Source organism: Segatella oris (assembly GCF_900637655.1).
Lineage (GTDB): Bacteria > Bacteroidota > Bacteroidia > Bacteroidales > Bacteroidaceae > Prevotella > Prevotella oris.
The window spans coordinates 2,239,946-2,262,879 of record NZ_LR134384.1 but is presented as its reverse complement, the minus strand read 5'-3'; the positions used below and the strand labels follow the sequence as shown (position 1 = coordinate 2,262,879).

At 43.9% G+C, this 22,934-nt stretch carries 17 protein-coding genes; 13 read left to right on the top strand and 4 right to left on the bottom strand.

Annotated elements, in window-relative coordinates:
* Position 1: 1 nt before the first annotated feature.
* Positions 2–1,768 (bottom strand): signal peptide peptidase SppA, encoded by a 1,767-nt coding sequence (sppA, locus tag EL210_RS09395; protein WP_018919294.1) that lies wholly within the window; start codon positions 1,766–1,768, stop codon positions 2–4.
* A gap of 742 nt (positions 1,769–2,510) precedes the next feature.
* Between sppA and EL210_RS09390 the strand changes: the two genes are divergently transcribed.
* The 8 genes from EL210_RS09390 (at position 2,511) to EL210_RS09355 (ending at position 12,192) form a co-directional block, all read left to right on the top strand.
* Positions 2,511–3,929, top strand: coding sequence for a GDSL-type esterase/lipase family protein (locus EL210_RS09390; protein ID WP_018919292.1), 1,419 nt, complete (start codon positions 2,511–2,513; stop codon positions 3,927–3,929).
* Between the two features lie 138 nt (positions 3,930–4,067).
* Positions 4,068–4,337, top strand: coding sequence for a co-chaperone GroES (locus EL210_RS09385; RefSeq protein ID WP_004372462.1), 270 nt, complete (start codon positions 4,068–4,070; stop codon positions 4,335–4,337).
* Positions 4,338–4,394: 57 nt separating this feature from the next.
* On the top strand, positions 4,395–6,026 hold the full coding sequence (gene groL, locus EL210_RS09380; RefSeq protein ID WP_018919291.1) for a chaperonin GroEL: 1,632 nt from the start codon (positions 4,395–4,397) through the stop codon (positions 6,024–6,026).
* A gap of 380 nt (positions 6,027–6,406) precedes the next feature.
* Positions 6,407–6,583, top strand: a complete 177-nt coding sequence (locus EL210_RS13605; RefSeq protein WP_004372466.1) for a hypothetical protein — start codon at positions 6,407–6,409, stop codon at positions 6,581–6,583.
* A 2-nt stretch (positions 6,584–6,585) separates the two neighbouring features.
* Positions 6,586–8,130, top strand: a complete 1,545-nt coding sequence (locus EL210_RS09375) for a RapZ C-terminal domain-containing protein (protein WP_025879468.1) — start codon at positions 6,586–6,588, stop codon at positions 8,128–8,130.
* 71 nt (positions 8,131–8,201) lie between these two features.
* Positions 8,202–8,996 (top strand): sugar phosphate nucleotidyltransferase, encoded by a 795-nt coding sequence (locus EL210_RS09370; RefSeq protein ID WP_018919289.1) that lies wholly within the window; start codon positions 8,202–8,204, stop codon positions 8,994–8,996.
* 31 nt (positions 8,997–9,027) lie between these two features.
* Positions 9,028–10,572, top strand: coding sequence for a glutamine-hydrolyzing GMP synthase (guaA, locus tag EL210_RS09365; protein WP_018919288.1), 1,545 nt, complete (start codon positions 9,028–9,030; stop codon positions 10,570–10,572).
* Positions 10,573–11,178: 606 nt separating this feature from the next.
* Positions 11,179–12,192 carry a DNA-methyltransferase gene (locus EL210_RS09355; RefSeq protein ID WP_018919286.1) on the top strand — a complete coding sequence of 338 codons (1,014 nt, stop codon included), beginning with the start codon at positions 11,179–11,181 and terminating at the stop codon, positions 12,190–12,192.
* Positions 12,193–12,308: 116 nt separating this feature from the next.
* Here the strand turns inward: EL210_RS09355 and mscL are convergent, their stop codons facing one another.
* Positions 12,309–12,734, bottom strand: coding sequence for a large-conductance mechanosensitive channel protein MscL (gene mscL / locus EL210_RS09350; protein ID WP_004376747.1), 426 nt, complete (start codon positions 12,732–12,734; stop codon positions 12,309–12,311).
* 261 nt (positions 12,735–12,995) lie between these two features.
* Between mscL and gap the strand changes: the two genes are divergently transcribed.
* The gene (gap, locus tag EL210_RS09345; protein ID WP_004372473.1) at positions 12,996–14,024 is read left to right on the top strand and encodes a type I glyceraldehyde-3-phosphate dehydrogenase; all 1,029 of its coding nucleotides are present in this window, start codon (positions 12,996–12,998) and stop codon (positions 14,022–14,024) included.
* Between the two features lie 111 nt (positions 14,025–14,135).
* On the top strand, positions 14,136–15,095 hold the full coding sequence (gene miaA, locus EL210_RS09340) for a tRNA (adenosine(37)-N6)-dimethylallyltransferase MiaA (RefSeq protein WP_018919285.1): 960 nt from the start codon (positions 14,136–14,138) through the stop codon (positions 15,093–15,095).
* Between the two features lie 82 nt (positions 15,096–15,177).
* Here the strand turns inward: miaA and EL210_RS09335 are convergent, their stop codons facing one another.
* Positions 15,178–15,882 (bottom strand): Crp/Fnr family transcriptional regulator, encoded by a 705-nt coding sequence (locus EL210_RS09335; RefSeq protein WP_018919284.1) that lies wholly within the window; start codon positions 15,880–15,882, stop codon positions 15,178–15,180.
* Positions 15,883–16,125: 243 nt separating this feature from the next.
* Here EL210_RS09335 and EL210_RS09330 point away from each other — a divergent pair, with 243 nt between their 5' ends.
* From EL210_RS09330 to EL210_RS09320, 3 genes are read left to right on the top strand one after another with little or no spacing between them, the layout of a single operon-like run.
* Positions 16,126–18,090, top strand: coding sequence for a glycogen debranching enzyme N-terminal domain-containing protein (locus tag EL210_RS09330; protein ID WP_025879470.1), 1,965 nt, complete (start codon positions 16,126–16,128; stop codon positions 18,088–18,090).
* A complete protein-coding gene (locus tag EL210_RS09325; RefSeq protein WP_018919282.1) occupies positions 18,087–19,355 on the top strand; it encodes a glycosyltransferase family 4 protein in 1,269 nt (422 codons plus the stop codon). Before EL210_RS09330 ends, EL210_RS09325 begins: the two co-directional genes overlap by 4 nt.
* A 47-nt stretch (positions 19,356–19,402) precedes the next feature.
* Positions 19,403–20,827, top strand: coding sequence for a glycoside hydrolase family 57 protein (locus tag EL210_RS09320; protein WP_018919281.1), 1,425 nt, complete (start codon positions 19,403–19,405; stop codon positions 20,825–20,827).
* A 517-nt stretch (positions 20,828–21,344) separates the two neighbouring features.
* On the opposite strand, the gene EL210_RS09315 is transcribed toward EL210_RS09320, so the two are convergent.
* Positions 21,345–22,895, bottom strand: a complete 1,551-nt coding sequence (locus EL210_RS09315; RefSeq protein ID WP_018919280.1) for a DUF4957 domain-containing protein — start codon at positions 22,893–22,895, stop codon at positions 21,345–21,347.
* Positions 22,896–22,934: the final 39 nt, after the last annotated feature.

The following is a 22,934-nucleotide window of genomic DNA, read 5'->3' as shown; positions in this document are numbered from 1 at the left end:
CCTATTTTATTTTGATGATATAAGGCATGCGTGCCTGCACTTTATCCATGTGTTTGGCATCGTTGATGATTTTGAATGGCTCATAGAACTCGCCCAAGTAAGCCTGCATCTTACCGTTGAGCAAGTCATCACCGCCTACATAACTGCCTAACAACTGCTCCCATGTGCTCAACGGAGATGGGTAGGAAGCGGTTTCATAGTCATTCATCTTAGCTAATTTGGCCGCTTTCACAATGGCATCATCCAACCCGCCAAGCTGGTCGACAAGCTTCAGTTTGATAGCGTCTTGCCCTAACCAAACGCGACCTTGTGCGATGTTTTCCACCTGCTCCATAGTCATCTTACGGCCTTCTGCCACGCGCTTTTTGAAAAGCATGTAGCCTCGGTTCACATTATTCTGAAGCAATGAAAGCTGCTCCGGAGTGAAAGGATGGCCCGAAGCTCCAAACACAGAATTGCGGTTAGTCTTCACTTCTGCATAGTTAATGCCTAATTTCTTCGTGTAGAGTTCACTTCTGTCAAGGAACAATCCAAAGATACCGATGCTGCCGGTAATGGTCGTTGGGTCTGCAACTATCCAGTTGGCATTGCTGCTGAGATAGTATCCGCCGGAGGCAGCTGCACCACTCATTGACACAACTACGGGCTTTACTTTCTTCAATTCGCTGATTTGATGCCAGATTTGTTCGGATGCATAGGCTGAACCACCCCCCGAGTTAACTCTGATAACCACGGCTTTCACGTCGTCATCTTTAGCCAAATCCTCCAGATCTCTGCACATGTCGTTGCCTACAATCTGGCGATCGTCCTGGAAAAGACTTTGTGGAGACGCCTTGTCGACAATGTCTCCGTAGGCATAGTAGACGGCAATATGCTCTCCCGTTACAGGTGTATCGTCGGCGTTGATGTCGTCAACTGTGAGTTTATTGATATCATCTTCCTTGTCTATTCCTAATTGTTTTCTGACGATGTCTGCTATCTGGTCGTTGTAGATAAGTCCATCAACCAACTTATATTTCTGCATGTTTTCAGGAGCCTCCAGCGTGATAACGCGGTCAGCATAAGCGTTGAGACTGTCTTTGTTGAGGCTTCTGTTCTTGGCTACAGTCGCGAGAATGGTGTTCCACCAGCCGTCAAGATAGCGTTGAGTCTGCTCGCGGTCGGCATCACTGATGTTGTCGGCTGTCAGCTGTTCTACAGCACTCTTGTATTTCCCCACCTTTGTAGTGACGAACTTTATACCTACTTTTGCGAGCAAATTCTTATAATATACTTTCTCGCCTCCAATACCCGACCATTCAATCATACCGTCTTTATTCAGGTATATTTTGTTGGCAGTCGAGGCTAAATAATAGCCCAGTGTGCTGTAGTTCTCACCGTAGGCAATAATCCATTTGCCCGATTTTCGGAAGTCAAGCAATGCTTTCTCTATTTCTTCTGCTTGTGCAAGATCAGCCCCAAACTGTCCGGCTTCAAGATAGATACCTGCCACTTTGTCATCGTCTTTCGCTTTCTTAATGGCTTTCATCGTGCCTTCGAAACTCAATGATGATATCCCTTGCAGGCTGTTCATCATGTTTTCTTCTTCCTGTTCGGTCATGCTGCCATCGAGTTTCAGCACCAATACCGAGTTGTCTTCAATCTTTGTGGTTGATGAAGAGGATGCAATGATGCCTATAAGACACATGAACCCCATGAAACTCATGACGATACCGAAGAGAAAAAGCCCCAACATGGTGGCGAATACATTCTTGAAAAAGTCTTTCATACGTCTACCTTAATCAGATGAATAGTTGTAAAATGAAGTTTATCTGCATCGCATTGGCTTGCTTCAAGAATGGTTTCAGCCTGCTCGTAGCGACACATTATTATATATGTAGATGCAAAGATAGGAAAATTAATTTATATTTATTGAATTACACTGACATTTTTTACGTGCTTTCGGCCTTTTCATGACTCCACAGAGGCAGGCACTTGCTCTTACTTGTCAAATGGAGAAAGACAGAAAGGTGCGTTATGATTATTTAACAAAATAATCAAATCATTTTACAAGACAGGCGGAGTCGTCTGCTATGGGCAATCTCCTTACTTGTTCATATCGTCTGGGAAGCGATGTGATTTGCGTCAAAACAACTTGTAATCTGTGGCATCTTATGCGGTGATTTGATGCAAGTTACAACGTGATATGAGGCAGATTAAACTCCAATTCAAGCCATGTTGCAATGCCGTTTGGCGGTAAGCACAAAAAAGGGGAACGCACCTTTCTGCGTTCCCCGATGCAAAGATAATGAATTTTCGAGGCGAATGCAAATCTGAGTTGAAAGAAGTTTACAGTTGCGGAGACTTTTGTTGAGTCTTTGTGCCATGTATGTCGGTAAGGTGGTTTAGCGCTGTTCGTCTATGAAAGGAATACCTTTTTCCAATAAGTCGTTGGCTTTTTATGCTGCAGTTTCATTTTATTCGGATAAAAACAATTACCTTTGTGAGGGATATTCTAATCGCATTGAACAATGAAAATCATCGTAAAACACCTGCTGAATTTAATGTTGTTGTGGTTCGTTATACCGCTGCATGCACAACATGATGTATGTAAGAAGGAGATAACTCTTCCCGAAAGTTCGTCTTCAACACTCGTGGCTTTCTTCCCTGAACAGCCTTCGGGACGTGCTGTTGTGGCTTTGTGGGACGATGTTGACACACAGAATGTGCAGGAAATCAAGGCTAAAGATTGGGCAAGTTTTTTTGTTCAGCGTGGCATTTCATTCTTTGTCGTGAAGTACAGTCTGCCTGACGCTGCACGTTCTCAACTTGTTGTTGATGCAGAAAAGGCCGTGAAAATGGTGCGTGACAGTGCTGCTGTCTGGCACATTAACCCCTATGATGTGGGTATAATGGGTTGGGGCATGGGTGGATATGCCGCTTCTGTCGTTTCCACACAATCGGCATTTGCCGTGCGCCCTGACTTTACTTTGCTGCTCAATCCTGTCATTTCTCCCAATGCCATGAATGCAGCAATTCAGCCATCCCATGGAGGAAATGCGGCAAAGGTGGTTGGAAAGGAAACAAATGAGCATTTCTCTGCCGACCGATATGTGAGGCCTCATCTCACTTCTGAAGCAGTTCTGTTCCTTACCAATGATGACAAAGCGGTCAATCCTTTGTTGAATGGTATAGCCTACTATGCAGCCATGCATCGTAACGGCAATGCCTGTGCACTCTTTGTCTATCCCAAAGGTGGGCACGATTTCGGGAGTTCATCGGCTTCTCCCTGTCGTCTGCAATTGTTGGGTGATTTGAGTTCATGGCTCAATCTTCATCAGGCTTCGGCCACTCCGCAATCTGTTCGTGTGGCTTGTATAGGCAACAGCATCACTGATGGGTATGGCATTTACATGGCAGATGCCAATGGTTATCCGGCAGTGTTGCAGAAACTGCTTGGCAAGCGCTATACTGTGAGAAACTTTGGTGTCAGTTCTCGCACGATGCTTCGCCGTGGAGATTGGCCTTATGTCAACGAGTTGGCATGGCGGGATGCGCAGGCTTTCAATCCCGATATTGTCGTGTTGAAGCTTGGAACCAATGATTCTAAGCCCGAAAATTGGCGCTTTGGTGCGGACTTCGAGGCTGATTTGTTGGCAATGGTAGATACTTTGCAAGCTCTCCCGGCTCGTCCTGCGGTGTATTTGGCAACGCCAATCCCTGCATTCAAACCCACTTGGAATATCAACGACTCTGTGATTGTGAATGCCATTGTGCCTGTTATCCGCAGCGTTGCACGCAAACGGCATTGCAAGGTCATTGACTTGCACACAGCCTTTGCCCCATATGGTGACTTGATGCAGGCCGATGGCATTCATCCCACGGCTGAAGGAGCAGCGAAAATGGCAGAGTTTATCTCTGCAAAACTAAAGTCCGATCAGGGTGATTGAGCTTTCATCAGCTCATTTTCTCTTGCTGCCAGATATGGCATATAGCACTGCCAAAATTGTCATATATATCATGTTGGCACATTTTTGGCATATAGGCAGGTGTCAAAAAGAAAGTGAAACATTAAATATATAATCATTATGAACATTAAACCATTAGCAGACAGAGTGCTGGTTTTACCTGCACAAGCAGAAGAAAAAGTAGGTGGTATCATTATTCCTGACACAGCAAAGGAGAAACCTCAACGTGGAAAAGTCATTGCCGTAGGCCAGGGTACGAAAGATGAGGCTATGGTTCTGAAAGAGAACGACGTTGTTCTCTATGGCAAGTATGCAGGAACAGAACTCGAATATGAGGGTGAGAAATATCTGATTATGCGCCAGAGTGATGTGCTGGCAGTAGTGGGTTAAGTCCTCAAATCATGAAGTTCAAAAGTCAAAAAATAATTTTTTAAGAAATAATTCATTATGGCAAAAGAGATAAAATATGATGTAGATGCACGCGAACTCTTGAAGAGAGGCGTTGATCAGTTGGCAAATGCAGTGAAAGTTACACTTGGTCCTAAAGGCCGTAACGTTGTTATTGAAAAGAAATTCGGTGCTCCTCAGATTACCAAAGACGGTGTTACCGTAGCCAAGGAAGTGGAACTTGAGGATCATTTCGAGAACACTGGCGCACAACTTGTAAAGAGTGTAGCCAGCAAGACAGGCGATGATGCCGGTGATGGAACGACAACTGCAACGATACTTACGCAGGCAATCGCTACGGAAGGATTGAAGAATGTGACTGCAGGAGCTAATCCTATGGATTTGAAACGCGGTATTGACAAGGCTGTTAAGGCTGTTGTAGACTATATAAAGGAGCATGCAGAGCTGGTTGGTGACAACTATGACAAGATAGAACAGGTTGCAACGGTTTCTGCCAACAATGATCCTGAAATAGGAAAGCTGCTTGCTGATGCTATGCGTAAGGTTTCAAAGGACGGTGTTATCACTATCGAAGAAAGCAAAACCCGTGATACCAATATCGGTGTTGTTGAGGGTATGCAGTTTGACCGCGGTTATCTGAGTGGTTATTTCGTAACTGATGCCGACAAGATGGAGTGTGTGATGGATAATCCATATATCCTTATCTATGATAAGAAAATCAGTAATCTTAAAGACTTCTTGCCTATACTTCAGCCCGCAGCTGAAAGCGGTCGCCCATTGTTGGTGATAGCAGAAGACGTGGATTCTGAAGCACTTACGACATTGGTTGTAAACCGTTTGCGTGGTGGTTTGAAGATCTGTGCTGTCAAGGCTCCTGGCTTTGGCGACCGTCGTAAAGCCATGTTGGAAGACATTGCCGTGTTGACAGGTGGTGTTGTTATCAGTGAAGATAAGGGCTTGAAGCTTGAACAGGCTACGCTTGAAATGTGTGGTTCTGCCAAGAAAGTTACGGTTTCAAAGGATAACACAACGATTGTTGACGGTGCAGGTGCCAAGGAAAGCATCAAAGATCGCGTGGCTCAGATCAAGAACGAGATTGCTAATACGAAGAGTTCTTACGACAAAGAGAAGTTGCAGGAACGTCTGGCTAAGTTGGCCGGTGGCGTTGCAGTGCTCTATGTTGGTGCCAACTCTGAAGTTGAGATGAAAGAAAAGAAAGATCGTGTTGACGATGCTTTGTGTGCTACTCGTGCAGCCATGGAAGAAGGTGTTGTAGCAGGTGGCGGTACAACTTATGTCCGTGCACTCGAAGCCTTGAAAGATCTTAAGGGAGAAAATGCCGATGAGCAGACTGGTATCAAGATTGTAGAGCGTGCCATTGAAGAGCCACTTCGTCAGATTGTTGCCAATGCAGGCGGTGAAGGTTCTGTAGTTGTTAACAAGGTTCTTGAGGGTGAAGGTGACTTCGGATACGATGCTCGCACTGATGAGTATGAGGATCTGCGCAAAGCAGGTATCATTGATCCGGCGAAAGTTGCACGTGTTGCACTTGAGAATGCAGCCTCTATTGCAGGCTTGTTCCTGACAACAGAGTGCTTGATTACAGAAAAACCGGAGCCTCAGTCAGCAGCAATGCCGGCACCACAGCCTGGTATGGGCGGTATGATGTAAATGATATCTGATTGTTCTGAACATTCAACCGCATGGTTGTTTGTTAGAGAACAATCCCCAAAATATAACCGGTTCACTCTATGATAGAGTGAACCGGTTTTTTATTCCGTTCGTAGGTAAAATGTCACTGAATATAGATTACAGGGTTAATAAAAATAAAAAAAACGATTTATATCTTTGAACCTATTCGGATTTTGCCTATCTTTGCATCAAACAGAGATATAAAAGTATTGGATGTTAAATCCGAGAAAGATATTTTTTGATTTGTTTTAGTAGATTAGTTTTTAAGTAGTTTGTTTTTGAAAATCGGTTGTCGTGATGACATCCGATTTTTTGTTTATTCGCTTTGAGGTTTATTTCTTTATTCCTATCTTTGCAATATGAAAGTGAAAATTGATTGGAAACGCGTGGCATTGTTGGCCTTTGTAGCCATTTTGTTGCTTTATATCACGAAGTCATTCTTTATGTCATTAGGCATCATGATGATACTTCTGCTCATCGATGCATTGCTTGCACAATGGGAAGATAACCGTAAGAACAAGGACAGATTCAAATAATCATGGAAAAACTAACCGCACTTTACGTGCAGTATAAAGGTGAGAAGCCTGCTACTATAGAGAAGATGCCGGGTGCAGGAAGCAACAGACAATACTATCGTTTCATTGGAAATGATGGCGAAAGCGTTATTGGAGTGGTGGGAACGAGCCGAGATGAAAATCATGCTTTCATTTATCTTGACCGCCATTTCATGCTGCGTCAGCTTCCGGTTCCTCATGTTCTGGCCGTGAGTGAAGACGAGTTACGTTATCTGCAGACTGATTTGGGACATACATCTCTGTTTGATGCCATTCAGGGAGGACGTGAAGCAGGTGGACGTTACAATCAAAATGAACAGCAGCTGCTCATAAGAACAATCCGTGCTTTGCCTAATTTCCAGATACGGGGTGCCCGTGGTCTTGATTGGAATAACTGCTATCCGCAGCCCGAGTTTAATGAGGAAAGTGTGCTGTTCGACCTTAATTATTTCAAATATTGCTTCTTGAAAGCCACCGGACTCGATTTCCATGAGCTGAAACTTGAAGCCAATTTCCATATGTTTGCCAAGGACTTGGCAGCTGAAGTGGGGGATAGTTTTCTCTATCGTGACTTCCAAGCCCGCAACATTATGCTTGATAATGAGGGCAACCCCTACTTCATTGATTTCCAAGGTGGCCGTAAAGGACCTTTCTACTATGACCTTGCATCGTTCCTTTGGCAGGCTTCTGCCAAGTATTCCTTTAAGCTTCGCCGCAAGTTGGTCTATGAATACTACGATGCTTTGAAGCAATATACCGAGGTTCCAAGTGTGCGTCATTTTGTGAGTCGACTTAGTCTTTTCGTGCTGTTTCGCTTGCTTCAGGTGCTTGGAGCATATGGGTTTCGCGGTTATTTTGAGCGTAAGAGGCATTTCCTCGACTCAATTCCGCCCGCAATGGATAATCTGCGGGAACTCTTAAAGATGAATTCTGAACTCTTTCCTTACCCCTATATGATGAATATGTTGCGCCGTTTGACTGAGCTTCCTCAGTTTGCACAGATTGAGAAATCGGCCGTGTCACGTTCTGATGGCTATAAAACCAGCGACAGTAAAGTATATGAAGCGCATCCTCAAGACGGCCCTGCTACGTTCTCAAAATATGATGGTAGCGGCCCTTTGGTAGTCAGGGTGAATAGCTTTTCCTATCGTAAGGGCATTCCAGAAGACCCATCGGGCAATGGTGGTGGCTATGTTTTCGACTGCCGCAGTACATATAATCCTGGGCGATATGAACCTTACAAGAAGTTAACGGGCTTGGATGAACCCGTTATTCGCTTTCTCGAAGACGACGGAGAGATACTCACTTTCCTTGAAAGTGTCTACAAACTGGCCGATCATCACGTTGCCCGTTACATGCAACGTGGCTTTACCAATCTGATGTTTTCTTTTGGTTGTACGGGCGGACAGCATCGTTCGGTTTACAGTGCACAGCATCTTGCAGAGCATATTCATGACAAGTTTGGCATTGAAGTGCGCATCCGGCATCGTGAACAGGGCATAGAACAGGTGCTTGAAGCACGGAAATGAGACGTTAACAGCATAGATTAATTTTGCCAATTCATAGAAAACAATTAAATTTGTAGGCATTAAAATTCTGAATGATGCAAGCAATGATTTTCGCCGCAGGCATGGGGACACGCCTGAAACCGCTTACTGACAGCATACCAAAGGCTTTGGTAAGAGTGGGAGGAGAGCCTCTGTTGAAGCGCGTTATCCTTAGACTGAAGGATGCAGGTTTTAAGAGAATAGTCATCAATGTGCATCACTTTGCCAATCAGATAACGGATTATTTGAAAGAAAACAATAACTTTCAGCTTGATATTTGCATCAGTGATGAAACTGCCGGACTGCTTGAGACGGGTGGAGGCATTAAGTTTGCCCGTTCTCTTTTTAAGCTTAATGAGCCTATCTTAATCCATAATGTCGACATATTGAGTAATGTTGACCTTCGGAAATTCTACAAATCAGACCGTAAGTTGATGTGCGCTTCATGTGGCATTCCTCAGGAAGAGGCAGGTGCGGTGTTGCTCGTCAGTTGGCGAAAGACCAAGCGTTATCTGCTTTTTAATCATGAAATGCGACTTGTGGGATGGGTAAATATCGAAACAGGTGAGGTGAAAAGCCCTTATCAAGAGGTGCAGGAGGCATCGGTAGATGACCTGCAAAAGCAATTCCATATGTATGCTTTTTCAGGCATTCACTCGTTTTCTCCGCAGCTTTTTCCTTTGATGGATGCTTATCCTGACCGTTTCCCAATCATGGATTTCTATTTACAGAACTGCGACAAGGTGGCCATTAAAGGCTATGTGAAGAGTGATCTTGAATTAATGGATGTAGGTAAACTCGACACGCTTGAACAGGCGGAAGCCTTCGCCGAGCGTCTGAAACAATGACAAAAAGTAATACTAATTATATCAATTTACTATGCAACAGAAGATAATTATTCTTGACTTCGGTTCACAGACCACACAGCTTATCGGCCGTCGTGTGCGTGAATTGGACACCTTCTGCGAAATTCTGCCTTATAACAAGTTTCCCAAAGACGACCCAAATATCATTGGTGTCATCTTGAGTGGCAGCCCTTATTCGGTTCATGACAAGGAAGCTTTCAAGGTAGATCTTGGCCAGTTCATTGGTAAATACCCTGTTCTGGGTATCTGCTATGGTGCTCAGTTTATTTCTTATGCTAACGGGGGAAAGGTCGAACAGACGGGAACGCGCGAATATGGTCGTACAAATCTTGAGACCATTGATACCGATTGCGCTGTCTTCAAAGGTTTTGAAAAAGGCTCACAGGTATGGATGAGCCATGGCGATACTATCACTGCAATCCCTGAAGGCTTTAAGGTTACAGGCTCAACCTCCGATGTAAAGTATGCCGCTTTTGCCAATGAAGCAGAGCGTGTGTGGTGTGTTCAGTTCCATCCGGAGGTATATCATTCCCTGCAAGGCATGCAGTTGTTGCGCAATTTCGTGGTGGACATCTGTGGAAGCAAGCAGGAATGGAGCCCGGCTTCATTCGTGGAAAGCACCGTTGCAGACCTGAAAAAGCAGTTGGGTAACGACCGCGTAATCCTCGGTTTGTCGGGAGGTGTCGACTCTTCTGTGTGTGCAACCCTGCTCAATAAAGCCATAGGAAATAATCTTACCTGTATTTTCGTCGACCATGGCATGCTTCGCAAGAACGAATTTACCAAGGTCATGGAGGCTTATCAGGGTTTAGGACTCAACGTTGTAGGCGTTGATGCCAGTGAAAAGTTCTTCAAAGACCTTGACGGAGTGACTGATCCTGAACAGAAACGCAAGATTATCGGCCGTGATTTTGTAGAGGTGTTCAATGCTGAAGCCAAGAAGATTACCGATGCAAAATGGTTGGCTCAAGGCACAATCTACCCTGACCGTATTGAGAGTTTGAGTATTACGGGCATGGTGATCAAGAGTCATCACAATGTAGGTGGACTGCCCAAAGAGATGAAGTTAAAGCTTTGTGAACCGCTGCAGTGGCTTTTCAAGGACGAAGTTCGTCGTGTGGGTTATGAATTGGGTATGCCTGAACGTCTCATCAAACGTCATCCGTTCCCCGGCCCGGGCTTGGCAGTTCGCATTCTTGGCGACATCACTCGCGAGAAGGTTCGTATTCTTCAAGATGCTGATGACATCTATATTGAGAAGATGCACAACTACAAGATGCCTGACGGAAGCCCGCTCTATGACCATGTATGGCAGGCAGGAACAGTGTTGCTTTCAACCATTCGCTCGGTTGGAGTGATGGGAGATGAGCGTACATATGAGCATCCTGTTGCCCTCCGTGCAGTGACTTCGATGGATGCAATGACGGCAGACTGGGCACATCTTCCTTATGATTTCATGGCCGAAGTGTCTAATGAAATCATTCGAAAGGTAAAGGGTGTCAACCGCGTCTGCTATGATATATCCTCAAAACCACCTTCGACAATCGAGTGGGAATAAAGGAAAACTAAAAAGATAAAAAGGTTAAGAAGCAAGAAGAGGGTGTGTGATGCAATGTGTGTACCTGCATGTTACTTCTCTCTTCCTGCTTTCTTTTTCTTTCTTTTTTATGCTTTTTCCTTTTAACTTCTTTACCTTTAAAATCTTTTACAATTGCCTTTGCATAGCTCGCGTATTTGAAAAACAAAATCTCTTGGCTGTGAATACGCCCGTTTTGAGCGCTTTAAGCAAGATGCTGGCTATCAGTTGGTTACGTGAAATGATAAAGATTGCGCTGCAAGAAATAATGAAAAATCAAGTCATCTCATATAGAATTACACTGCATTTTGACTTATATTAAGCAACAAGATGATGCAGATTGCACGATGAAATGACAGTAGTGAGGGGCTGATTTGACTTATTTCAGCAAATTGTCTGGCTGAAATAGCTCTTCTTTTTGCAAGATGATGCCTGTTTTTCTCTTTTTAATGCGTTTTTCATTTCTATTTGGTCTGCTCTGAAAGGGGTAAAAAACAGTATTATAAATTTACAATATGTCCCTCTCTTCATTTGCATAATTCGAGATAAATTCTTATTTTTGCTACATGAAATGCACGTGTGTCATGGATGAAGATGTTGCATGTGGAAGTTTCAAATGGCTTTAGTAACGTTGGAATGACAGTAATAAAAAAGAGTAAGGCAGGTAGGAATAAGACGCTGACGATATCGGGCGGTGAACGCATGTTGCTGCAATCAAAGGTGAACAGCATTGAAGATCTGAAGTCGGGACTTTTTGATGATGTGATAGTTCATGGCGACTTGCTGGATTGTCTGGGGCTTATTCCGGATGAATATTTCAATCTTATCGTGATTGATCCGCCATATAATCTGGATAAAGATTTCAATGGTAACCGTTTCTCTGCTATGAAGTCGGCTGGTTATGAGGACTATCTGCGTAGTTGGTTTGGGCAGGTTTGCGATAAACTGCGATCTGATGGGTCACTTTATATGTGTGGCGATTGGAAGTGCAGTGCTTCGATGCAGCGTGTCATTGAAGAGCGGTTGACGGTTATAAATCGTATTACATGGCAGCGGGAAAAGGGGAGAGGAGCACGGATGAATTGGAAAAACGGCATGGAAGACATTTGGTTTGCCGTGAAAAATCCCAAAGATTATTATTTCAATATTGATGCAGTGAAGGTTAAGCGCAGGGTAAGAGCGCCTTATCGGATAGAGGGACAGCCTAAAGATTGGGAGCAGTCGGAGGATGGAAAGTATCGGTTTACCTGTCCGTCGAATTTCTGGGATGATATCAGTGTGCCGTTTTGGTCGATGCCGGAGAATACAGAACATCCCACTCAAAAGCCAGAAAAACTCTATGCCAAGCTGTTGCTTGCTTCGTCAAAAAGCGGAGACAGGGTTTTTGATCCATTTCTGGGCAGTGGCACATTGGCTGTCGTGGCAAGAAAACTTAACCGGAAATTCTGTGGTGTTGAAATCAATGAGGAATATTGTTTGTGGGCGGCTAAGCGTCTTCTGCAGGCAGATATGGATAAAACTATTCAGGGATATGCCGATGGTGTGTTTTGGGAACGCAACTCTTTTGCCGAGCAAAAGCGGGCGAACAAGGCTGAAGAGTAGAAAGATTACGGTTCTGATGCCATCTGTTCTGTAATAGAAGGGGGGTGCAATGAAATAAAAGTCTGAAGCTTCTGACGGCTCCAGACTTTCTTATGTTTAGTGAAATCAGTATATGTCTACTTGTTTTTCAGCAGGTCGCGGATTTCAGTAAGCAACTTCTCTTCGGCTGTCGGCTCTGGTTCTGGGGCAGGAGCTGCAGGCTCTTCGGCTTTCTTCTTTGCAAGTTTGTTAATGCCTTTCACGAGCAAGAACACGCAGAAAGCAATGATGAGGAAGTCTAAAACGGTCTGCAGGAAGTTGCCATAGTTGATGGAAACGCTTTGCATTTCTTCAATACCAGGGAGCTTTACAGCCGGAAGTTCTATTTTCAGATCACTGAATTTCACACCGCCGATGAGCCAACCTATCGGTGGCATGATGATATCATCAACGATAGAGGAAACGATTTTGCCGAAAGCACCGCCGATGATAACACCGACAGCCATATCGACTGCATTGCCTTTGACGGCAAACTCTTTGAATTCTTGAATAAATTTACCCATATTTATAATATTAATAATGTATGCCTTACTTCGTAAAACGTATGGTGTGCTTTTGTCATATCGGGTTTACAATAATTGCTGTAATCTCCAATCACGTTGCCATATGCTAAAAGTAGTCCATATTTTTAATATATTTAATATAACTTGCGCCTGCAAAAATAAAAAAAATATTGTATCTTTGCAATCGTAACAGACGAAATGTTACGAAATAAAAGATAAAAAATATTGTTTTATAAACCTTTATAAAAAAATTAAATTAAAATGGTAAATGTAGCTATTAACGGCTTTGGCCGTATTGGTCGTCTCGCATTCCGTCAGATGTTTGAGGCAGAAGGTTATGAGGTTGTTGCTATCAACGACTTGACAAGTCCTAAGATGCTTGCTCATCTGTTGAAGTATGATACCGCTCAGGGTGGCTTCGCCGGCAAGTTCGGTGAGGGCAAGCACACTGTAGAGGCAACAGAAGATTCTATCATTGTTGATGGTAAGGAAATCAAAATCTCTGCTGAGAAAGACGCTGCTAACTGCCCATGGGCTGCTAATAAAGTAGACGTTGTTCTCGAGTGCACAGGTTTCTATACATCTAAGGAAAAGGCTTCTGCTCACTTGAAAGCAGGCGCAAAGAAAGTTGTTATCTCTGCTCCGGCCGGTAACGATCTGCCTACAATCGTATTCAATACAAACCACAAGACTCTGACTGCAGCTGATACTGTTATCTCTGCAGCATCATGCACCACCAACTGCTTGGCTCCTATGGCTGCAGCTTTGAATGCATATGCTCCTATCCAGAGTGGTATCATGTCAACCATTCACGCTTACACAGGTGATCAGATGATTCTTGATGGTCCTCAGCGTAAGGGTGATCTTCGTCGTTCTCGTGCAGGTGCATGCAATATTGTTCCTAACTCAACAGGTGCAGCTAAAGCTATCGGTCTTGTAATTCCTGAGTTGAACGGTAAGTTGATCGGTTCTGCACAGCGTGTTCCAACTCCAACCGGTTCTACAACAATCCTCGTTGCTGTTGTTAAGGGCAAGGATGTTACGGTTGAAGGTATCAATGCAGCAATGAAGTCTGCAGCTACAGAGAGCTTCGGTTACAATGAGGATCAGATTGTTTCTTCTGATATCATCGGTATGCGTTTCGGCTCTTTGTTCGATGCTACACAGACAATGGTAAGCAAGATTGACGATGATACCTATCAGGTACAGGTTGTTTCTTGGTATGACAACGAGAACTCTTATACTTCTCAGATGGTTCGTACAATCAAGTACTTCGCTGAATTGAAGTAATACTCGCTTGAAATTCATCTGCTGTTCTTTCCGGAGAGGAGGGTAACAGACGGATAAAATATAATCCCTATCAGTTTGCTGGCAGGGATTTTTTTTATTAACTTTGTCCGCATGAAGAATGAATGTCATGACAATACATGTGAACGGGTTCGGCCATTGATTACAATTCTTGGCCCGACGGCTTCCGGGAAAACTGACCTTGCAGCTCATTTGGCCTATCAACTTGATGCAGAAATCATCAGTGCCGACAGCCGACAGGTGTATCGCGGCATGACTATTGGCACAGGAAAAGACTTAGATGATTATATGGTTCATGGGCGGGAAATACCTTATCATCTGATAGATATCTGTGAACCAGGCACCAAATATAATCTTTTTCGCTATCAGGAGGATTTCTTTAGCGCGTATACTGATATTGTAGCGCGTGGCAAACAGCCGATTCTCTGTGGTGGAACCGGACTCTATATTGAGTCGGTTCTCAAGGGATATCATCTTTCACCGGTGCCTCAAAATCAAGCTTTACGTGATAAACTTGCAGGCAAATCACTTGGTGAACTGACAGAAATATTGGCAGAATTGAAGTCACAGAGTGGGAGCAAGATGCATAATAAGACAGATGTTGACTCTTGCCAACGTGCCGTCCGTGCTATTGAAATAGAAAGTTACAACCTTGAACATCCCATGGAAAATCGTGTGTTCCCTTCGATTGATTCTGTGATTATAGGGGTGGATATTGACCGCGATGCAAGGCGTGCCAAGATTAGTGAACGGCTGAAGATGCGTCTTGAAAATGGTATGGTAGCTGAAGTTAAAGGATTGCTTGACAGGGGTATTCCCGCAGAAAATCTCATCTACTATGGCTTGGAATATAAATTTGTCACAGAATATCTCATGGGGAAGACAAGTTATGAAGACATGTTTCGTGGTCTTGAGATAGCTATTCATCAGTTTGCCAAGCGCCAGATGACTTGGTTTAGAGGTATGGAACGCCGTGGTTCTGTAATCCATTGGGTTGATGCTTTGTTGCCCATGGAGGAGAAAATCAAGGAAGTGTTGGCGTTGATAGGTTGAAATCTTTTGAAGAGCATAGTCTAAATGCTGTTTCCTATGTCTTGTTTAACTTCTCTTAGATGGTTATTCCACGGACTTATTCTCATCCCATTTTATTGATTTTCTTGAGTTCTTCGCTGTTAAGGAGTTTGATTTTACGTCCGTCAATGGCGATGAGTTTTTCGTTGGCAAAGGCAGAAAGGGTGCGGATTGCATTGCTTGTCGTCATATTTGAAAGGCTTGCCAAGTCCTCTCGGCTAAGATATATGCTCAGCGTGTAACCATCTTCTTCTAATCCATAGTTATCTTTCAGTAGTATTAATGCTTCAGCTAATCGTGCTCGGATGTGCTTCTGTGTAAGGTTAACGATACGATCGGCGATATGTCCCAATTCTTTTGATAAGTTTTTGAGAAAGAAAAGATTGATGTTGAAATTGTCTTTCATCAGTCTGACAATGACCTCCATATCTACATAAGCAATGGTGGAATCCTCCAAAGCCATAGCCGAGGTCATATAAGGCTCTTCTGCAAAGTAGGCTCTGAAACCGAAAAATTGCATCGGTTTGACTACACGTATAATCTGATTGCGCCCCCCAATGCCCATTTTGAACACTTTCACTTTGCCATAGATAAGCAGTTTCATGCGGTTGGGTTCGTCAATATCTCTATAGATTATCTGGCCTTTTGCAAACTTTCTGATATGCATGTTGTCCAGAAATGTCTTCTGTTGGTTTACAGGAAGTGGTCCCCATAGATATATAAGAGCCTTGACAACCTCGTTCTTGGTGTTATCTTGATTTAGCATCATCGTCCTTCTGTAAAGTACAATCTTAATTATTAGCGCTACAAATTTAATAAAATTCTTTTGAATTCATTGTCTTTTCTTGACAAAAATATGCTATTTGCAGAAACAGAAACATTTTCCTTTAAAAAAGACTATTATTTTATTGGTGTTCTTGATGAATTTAATTAACTTTGAAGACAAGTAAAGACATTGAGTCTTACCACTTACCAAAACACATAGAATAATTATAAACCTTAGTACATAACTATGAGCTATCTAAAATTTGAAAAGGCATTAATGACGAATTTAGAAGAGTCGTTGCAACGCGAGTTGCTTCGAACGAATCGTTCCGGTGCCTACTCTTGTTCTACAATTGTAGATTGTAACACCCGGAAGTATCATGGTTTGTTGGTGGTTCCCGTACCGGAACTTGACGATGAAAACCATGTTTTGCTGTCTTCTTTGGATGTTACAGTTGTTCAGCATGGTGCAGAATTCAACCTTGGTCTGCACAAATACCAAGGTAATAACTACAGTCCCAACGGTCATAAGTATATCCGTGAGTTTGATTGTATCAAGGTTCCGACAACCGTCTACCGTGTTGGAGGCGTTGTTCTGAAGCGGGAAGTAGTGTTTCAGCACTATGAAGACCGCATTCTTATCCGCTATACGCTCGTTGATGCGCATTCTGCTACGACATTACGGCTGCGTCCTTTCTTGGCTTTTCGTAGCGTGAGAGAGTTTACTCATGAGAATTCTATTGCCAATCGTGACTATCAATTGGTAGACAATGGAATTAAAACATGCATGTATTCGAGTTATCCCGAGCTTTATATGCAGTTGAGCAAGCGTAATGAATTTATCTTCCAGCCAGATTGGTATCGTGGAATTGAATATCCGAAAGAGCAGGAACGCGGCTATGCTTCAAACGAAGACCTCTATGTTCCCGGCTATTTTGAAATGAATATCAAGAAAGGGGAGAGTATTGTTTTCGCTGCATCAACGTCAGAAATCAAGTCTTCAACATTGAAAAAACTGTTTGAAAAAGAAGCAGAAGAACGCACCCCACGCGACAACTTCTTTCATTGTTTGGTCAATGCAGCCCATCAATTCCATATTCATGAGAAGAATGACGACCGTTATATCCTTGCCGGTTATCCATGGTTCAAATGCCGTGCGCGCGACATGTTCATAGCCTTGCCTGGCTTGACGTTATCCATTGAAGAGCGGGAATACTTTGAACTCGTCCTCAAAACGGCTGAACGGGGACTCATGGAATTCATGGAAGGTAAGCCACTGACTGTGAAAATTGCAGAAATAGAACAACCCGATGTATTGCTTTGGGTTATTTGGTGTCTGCAGCAATATGCCAAGGATGTTGGTCTTGAGGCGTGCTTGAAGCGCTATAGAAAGCTGACAAAGACCATTCTTCAGTTCATAGAAACTGGCCAGCACCCTAATTTGGAAGTGAAAGAGAATGGACTTCTCTATACCGACGGACGGGGAAAGGCTGTCACTTGGATGAATTCCTGTGCTAACGGAAAGCCTATTATTGCCCGTACGGGATATATTGTAGAGTTTAATGCGCTGTGGTATAACGCTTTGAAGTTCTGTTCTTCGATGGCTTTATCAGCCGGTAATAAGACTTATGCAGCTCATCTCGAACAGCTTGCAGCGAAGTGTGAAGAGTCGTTTAGCAAGGTGTTCTTCAACGAATACGGCTATCTGTTTGATTATGTCAATGGCGGACCACAAGACTGGAGCGTGCGTCCTAACATGATTTTTGCCGTGGCTCTTGACTATTCTCCACTGACTCAAGCGCAGAAGAAGAGCGTACTTGATGTCTGTACACGTGAGCTTCTGACGCCGAAAGGCTTGCGTTCGCTCTCTCCAAAAAGCGGAGGTTACAATCCAATGTATACCGGTCCACAGGCTCAGCGCGACTATGCTTACCACCAAGGAACGGCTTGGCCATGGCTCGGAGGCTTTTACATGGAGGCCTGTCTGAAGCTTTATAAGCGTACACGGCAAAGCTTTGTTGAACGTCAGATGGTAGGTTATGAAGATCAGATGTTCCAGCATTGCATTGGAACAATCCCCGAACTCTTTGATGGAAATCCACCGTTCAATGGGCGCGGAGCAATCTCTTTCGCCATGAATGTAGCGGAAATACTACGTACACTCGAACTTTTGGAACGTTATAACTTTAATTCAGAGGAGGGAAAGAAATGAAAGTTTTGATGTTTGGATGGGAGTATCCTCCTCATGTTTATGGTGGTTTGGCTACAGCCAACTATGGAATTACAGAGGGATTGCATGCACAAGGTGATATGGATATTACGCTTTGCCTGCCTAAACCCTTTGGAGATGAAGACCGTACGGCTGCAAATATCCTTGCCATGAACTGTGTGCCAATAGCTTGGCGTGATGTGAATTATGACTATGTGAAAGGCAGAGTGGGAAATATTATGTCTCCCGAACTCTATTATCAACTGCGTGATCACATCTATGGGGATTTCAATTACATGCATGTGAACGACCTCGGTTGCATGGAGTTTGCCGGTGGTTATCCTTCAAATCTGCATGAGGAGATTAACAACTATTCTGTAATTGCAGGCGTTGTAGCTCGAACTCTCGATTTCGATATTATCCATGCACATGATTGGTTGACTTATCCTGCGGGCATACATGCCAAGCAAGTGAGTGGAAAACCATTGTGCATTCATGTGCATGCCACTGATTTCGACCGCAGTCGAGGCAAGGTAAATCCTACGGTTTACGGTATAGAGAAGAACGGAATGGATTATGCTGACTGCATTATGTGCGTCAGTGAACTCACTCGTCAGACAGTTATCAATCAGTATCATCAAGATCCTCGCAAGGTCTTTACGGTGCATAATGCTGTCTATCCGTTACAGAAAGAATGGCAAGATATCCCTCGCCCGGACCATAAGGGCAAAGAGAAAGTCGTAACCTTCCTTGGTCGTCTGACGATGCAGAAAGGCCCGGAGTATTTTGTCGAGGCTGCCAACATGGTATTACACCGCACACGTAATGTTCGTTTCTGCATGGCAGGATCGGGTGATATGATGGATCAGATGATATATCTTGCGGCTGAACGTGGCATTGCCGACCGTTTCCATTTCCCCGGTTTCATGCGTGGAAAGGAGGTATATGAATGCCTGAAGGACTCCGATGTCTATGTGATGCCTTCGGTGAGTGAGCCTTTCGGCATTTCGCCACTTGAGGCCATGCAGTGCGGCACGCCTTCGATAATCTCTAAACAGAGTGGTTGTGCCGAGATATTGACCAATTGCATAAAGGTGGATTATTGGGATATTCATGCACTTGCCGACGCTATCTACAGCATCTGCCGTAATGAAAGTCTCTTCGATTATCTCTCTGTTGAGGGTAAAAAAGAGGTTGACCAGATTACGTGGGATAAGGTAGGAGTATGGATCCGCGAACTTTACGAGCGTACACTTGGTTGGAAATAATCCTTGATAATAAACATTTGACCAAATAATCATCAAAGAAAAAGAATATGAAAACAATTTGCCTATATTTCGAAATACATCATATTATTCATCTGAGACGCTATCGTTTCTTCGATATCGGAACTGATCATTACTATTATGATGACTATGAGAACGAGAACAGTATCACGGATATTGCCGAACGTTCTTACATGCCGGCACTCAACACTCTGCTTGAAATGATCAAGGATAACGGCGATTATTTCAAGGTTGCCTTTTCACTTAGTGGTGTCGGTATGGAGCAATTGGAGGTGCATGCACCCCAAGTGCTTGAGAAATTGCAGGAACTTAATGAAACAGGATGTGTGGAGTTCTTGGCTGAACCCTATTCACACGGCCTTTCATCACTTGTCAATGAGGAGTGTTTTGCAGCCGAAGTGAAGCGCCAGTGTGCCAAGATAAAGGAATATTTCGGTCAATCTCCGAAGGTACTCCGCAACTCTTCACTCATCTATAGCGATGACATCGGCCTTCAAGTGGCTCAGATGGGCTTCAAAGGAATGCTCACAGAAGGGGCAAAGCATGTCTTAGGCTGGAAGTCTCCGCATTATGTTTATAGTTGTGCATTGGCTCCTAACCTGAAATTATTACTGCGCGACATCCGTTTGAGCGATGATATTTCACTGCGTTTCAACAACAGCAGTTGGTCTGGTTATCCGCTCTTTGCAGACAACTATATTGACGAAATTGCTTCATTCCCCGAGCAAGAGAAGGTCATTAATATCTTTATGGAACTCTCTGCATTGGGAATTGCACAGCCACTATCAAGTAATATCCTTGAATTTATCAAGGCTTTACCGGCCTGTGCAAAGAAAAAGGACATCACTTTCTCTACTCCGACCGAGATATGCGATAAGTTTAAGCCCGTTGACCGCTTGAATGTGCCCGATACTTTGAGTTGGGTAGATGAGGAACGCGACGTCAGTACGTGGCTTGGAAATCCTATGCAGCGCGAGGCTTTCAATAAGCTTTATAGCGTTGCCGACCGTGTTCGTATAGCCAACGATGCACGGATTAATCAGGATTGGGACTATCTTCAGGCCAGCAACAACTTCAGGTTCATGACTACGAAGCCTTCACACGTGGGCGTTGACCGTGGTATTTACAGCAGTCCTTTCGATGCTTTCACCAACTATATGAATATTCTGGGCGACTTCATCACCCGTGTAAACAACCTTTATCCTACGGAAATCGACAATGATGAGCTTGAAAGTCTGCTGACAACCATCAAGAATCAAGGCGATGAATTAGCCATGAAGGATAAGGAAATCGTTCGTCTGTTAGCTAAAATCGAAAAGATTGAGAATGCCAATAAGAAGGAGAGCAAGGCTAAGACAACGGCAAAGAAACCTGCTGTCAAGAAGACTTCTGTTGCGAAAAAGCCTGTTCAGAAGAGTGGAAAAAAGGCAGAAGAGGCGAAAGAAGATAAGTAGTAAATCGCTTCCTCTATTATCATGATACGAAAAAGGGATAGGCTGAAAGGCTTATCCCTTTTTTATATTGTCGGACACCAATATCTGTTATCTATGTGCTGACGTCTTTATTGGGCCTTAGTCCAATGTCTTCATGGCGTTTTTCAAAGTTAATCGGCCTGTCTGTGCAGATAACCTCCGCATTATTCAGTTTGATTTTTGCTGACGGTTTCTTTGGGATAGCCGTATGACCTATACAGTTTTATAAGGTGAGTCCTGCATACTGAAATTCTATGCTGTAAGAAGTTGGAAATCAATCGGATAAGAGTTGCTTTCTGATTTGCGTCAGATGAGCGTGTGTTTTGCGTCAAAATACACTGTAATCTGCGTCAAATCATGCGCTCATCTGACGCAAGTTAGAAGCTTGTTTGCCGTGTGTTGAAATCTGCTTTGCAATCTTTGGTTTGTTGATATGAAAAAAGGTGACTCTTCAATGAGCCACCTTTTCGGATTGACATGTATATCGTTATGAAATAAATCAGCGTGTAGCACCTACTTTCAGCTTACTTACTTCCTCGTTGCCGATAGTGAAATCGCCTTTTGAAGGGGCTTTATACTTCGGGTCACTGCCGTTCCTGCCACTCGTATCTCCATTCCAGTAGAGACTGTTTCCACTGTCGCTTGGCGCAAAGATATTGGCATTCGTGCAGTTGAAATAGTAGTTGTTGCTATACTCGGGCGTGGAAGTCGTGGCCTGATTGGTGTACACTGCCTGCGTGTTTGTGATGAGGTTGTTGGCCATTTTGATGTGCTGGCCTGCTTTCTTACCGTTAAATCTCACGTAGAGAATGCGTTTGCCGTTCGCACCATTCATGCAGTTATCAATCGTGTTATTGGTGATATTAATCTCCGGAACGGGATTGTTGAAACTCTTTGCAGCATCATCATAGCGCACGAAGTCGCGCTCCTTGGCACAGTTGTAGATGATGTTGTTGTTGATATTCAAGGTCTTGATGTAGCCTTTTCGACAGTCGAACATATCTCCTCCATCGCAGGTGATGTCGTGAATATATGAATTTCGAATGTTGACAGCCTCGATTGTAGCAGCTACGTTGACATAGTAGAAACCCTTCATGACCGTTCCTCCGCTCACAGCGCCATAGAATTCGCAGTTGTTAATGTCGAGTGCTTTGTAGGTTGTTGCTGTCTTATAGTTGAAGAATTGGTCGTTGGTGGCGTTCTTTGTTCCGTCAACAATCACGTTAGTCAGCGTCAGTCCGGCACCGTCTTCCATTTGAAAACGCCCCTGTATTTTGGGCTTTGAGGTTGGATAGATGCCCTTGATAGTGATGTCTTTGTTGATAACCGCAGCGCCGGCACCGTCTTCTCCTGCTCCTGCACTAATCTTGTAGGTGCCGTTGTAGAGTGCAAAAATCTGATGGGCTGTGGCATTTTCCAGCATTTCACTGAAGTTGTCAGAAGAGCGAACGATAGTTGCGCCCGAGAGATCAACGATAGTTTTAAAGCTCTTTGAACCGCGTTCCTTGCCGTTGCGATACAGTTTGAGCGTGTATTCTGTTTCAGGTTGCAGTCCTGTGACATGTGCACGGCCGTTGGTTTTATCATTTTCTGTCAGCGCGTATGCTGTGACTTTCTCTCCCGTGGTCTTTTTGAAGACGATGATATTGTCAGCATCTTCGCCTGCAGGCCAATGTGCAACGATGTCCTTGTCGCCAATGTCTTCGAGCGAAAAGGCTGTAAGAAGCTGCTGCGCATTGGTGCGGAAATAAACCTCGCTCCATTTGGAATTGCGCGAAACATCAGCGGTGTCGAGCGCCATTACGCGTGCAGAATATTTCGTATCATACACAAGGTTCTTCAGTTCGAGCGTCGGATTGTTTACCTTTATTGTGAGTATGGGGCTGCCTGTAAACGTGAGACTGTCGTCAGCATAGACTTCAACCTGATAGCTTTTCACGCCTGATGAGGCTGTCCAATTCAGCGTTGCATTACTTTCTCCGATGTTTTTTGCTTCGAGTCCGATAGGAGAGAAAACTCTGTCGAAAATGATATCCTTGATTTCCTCCATAGGACTGTCACAGGATGTCAGGCCTAAGGAAAGGCCCAA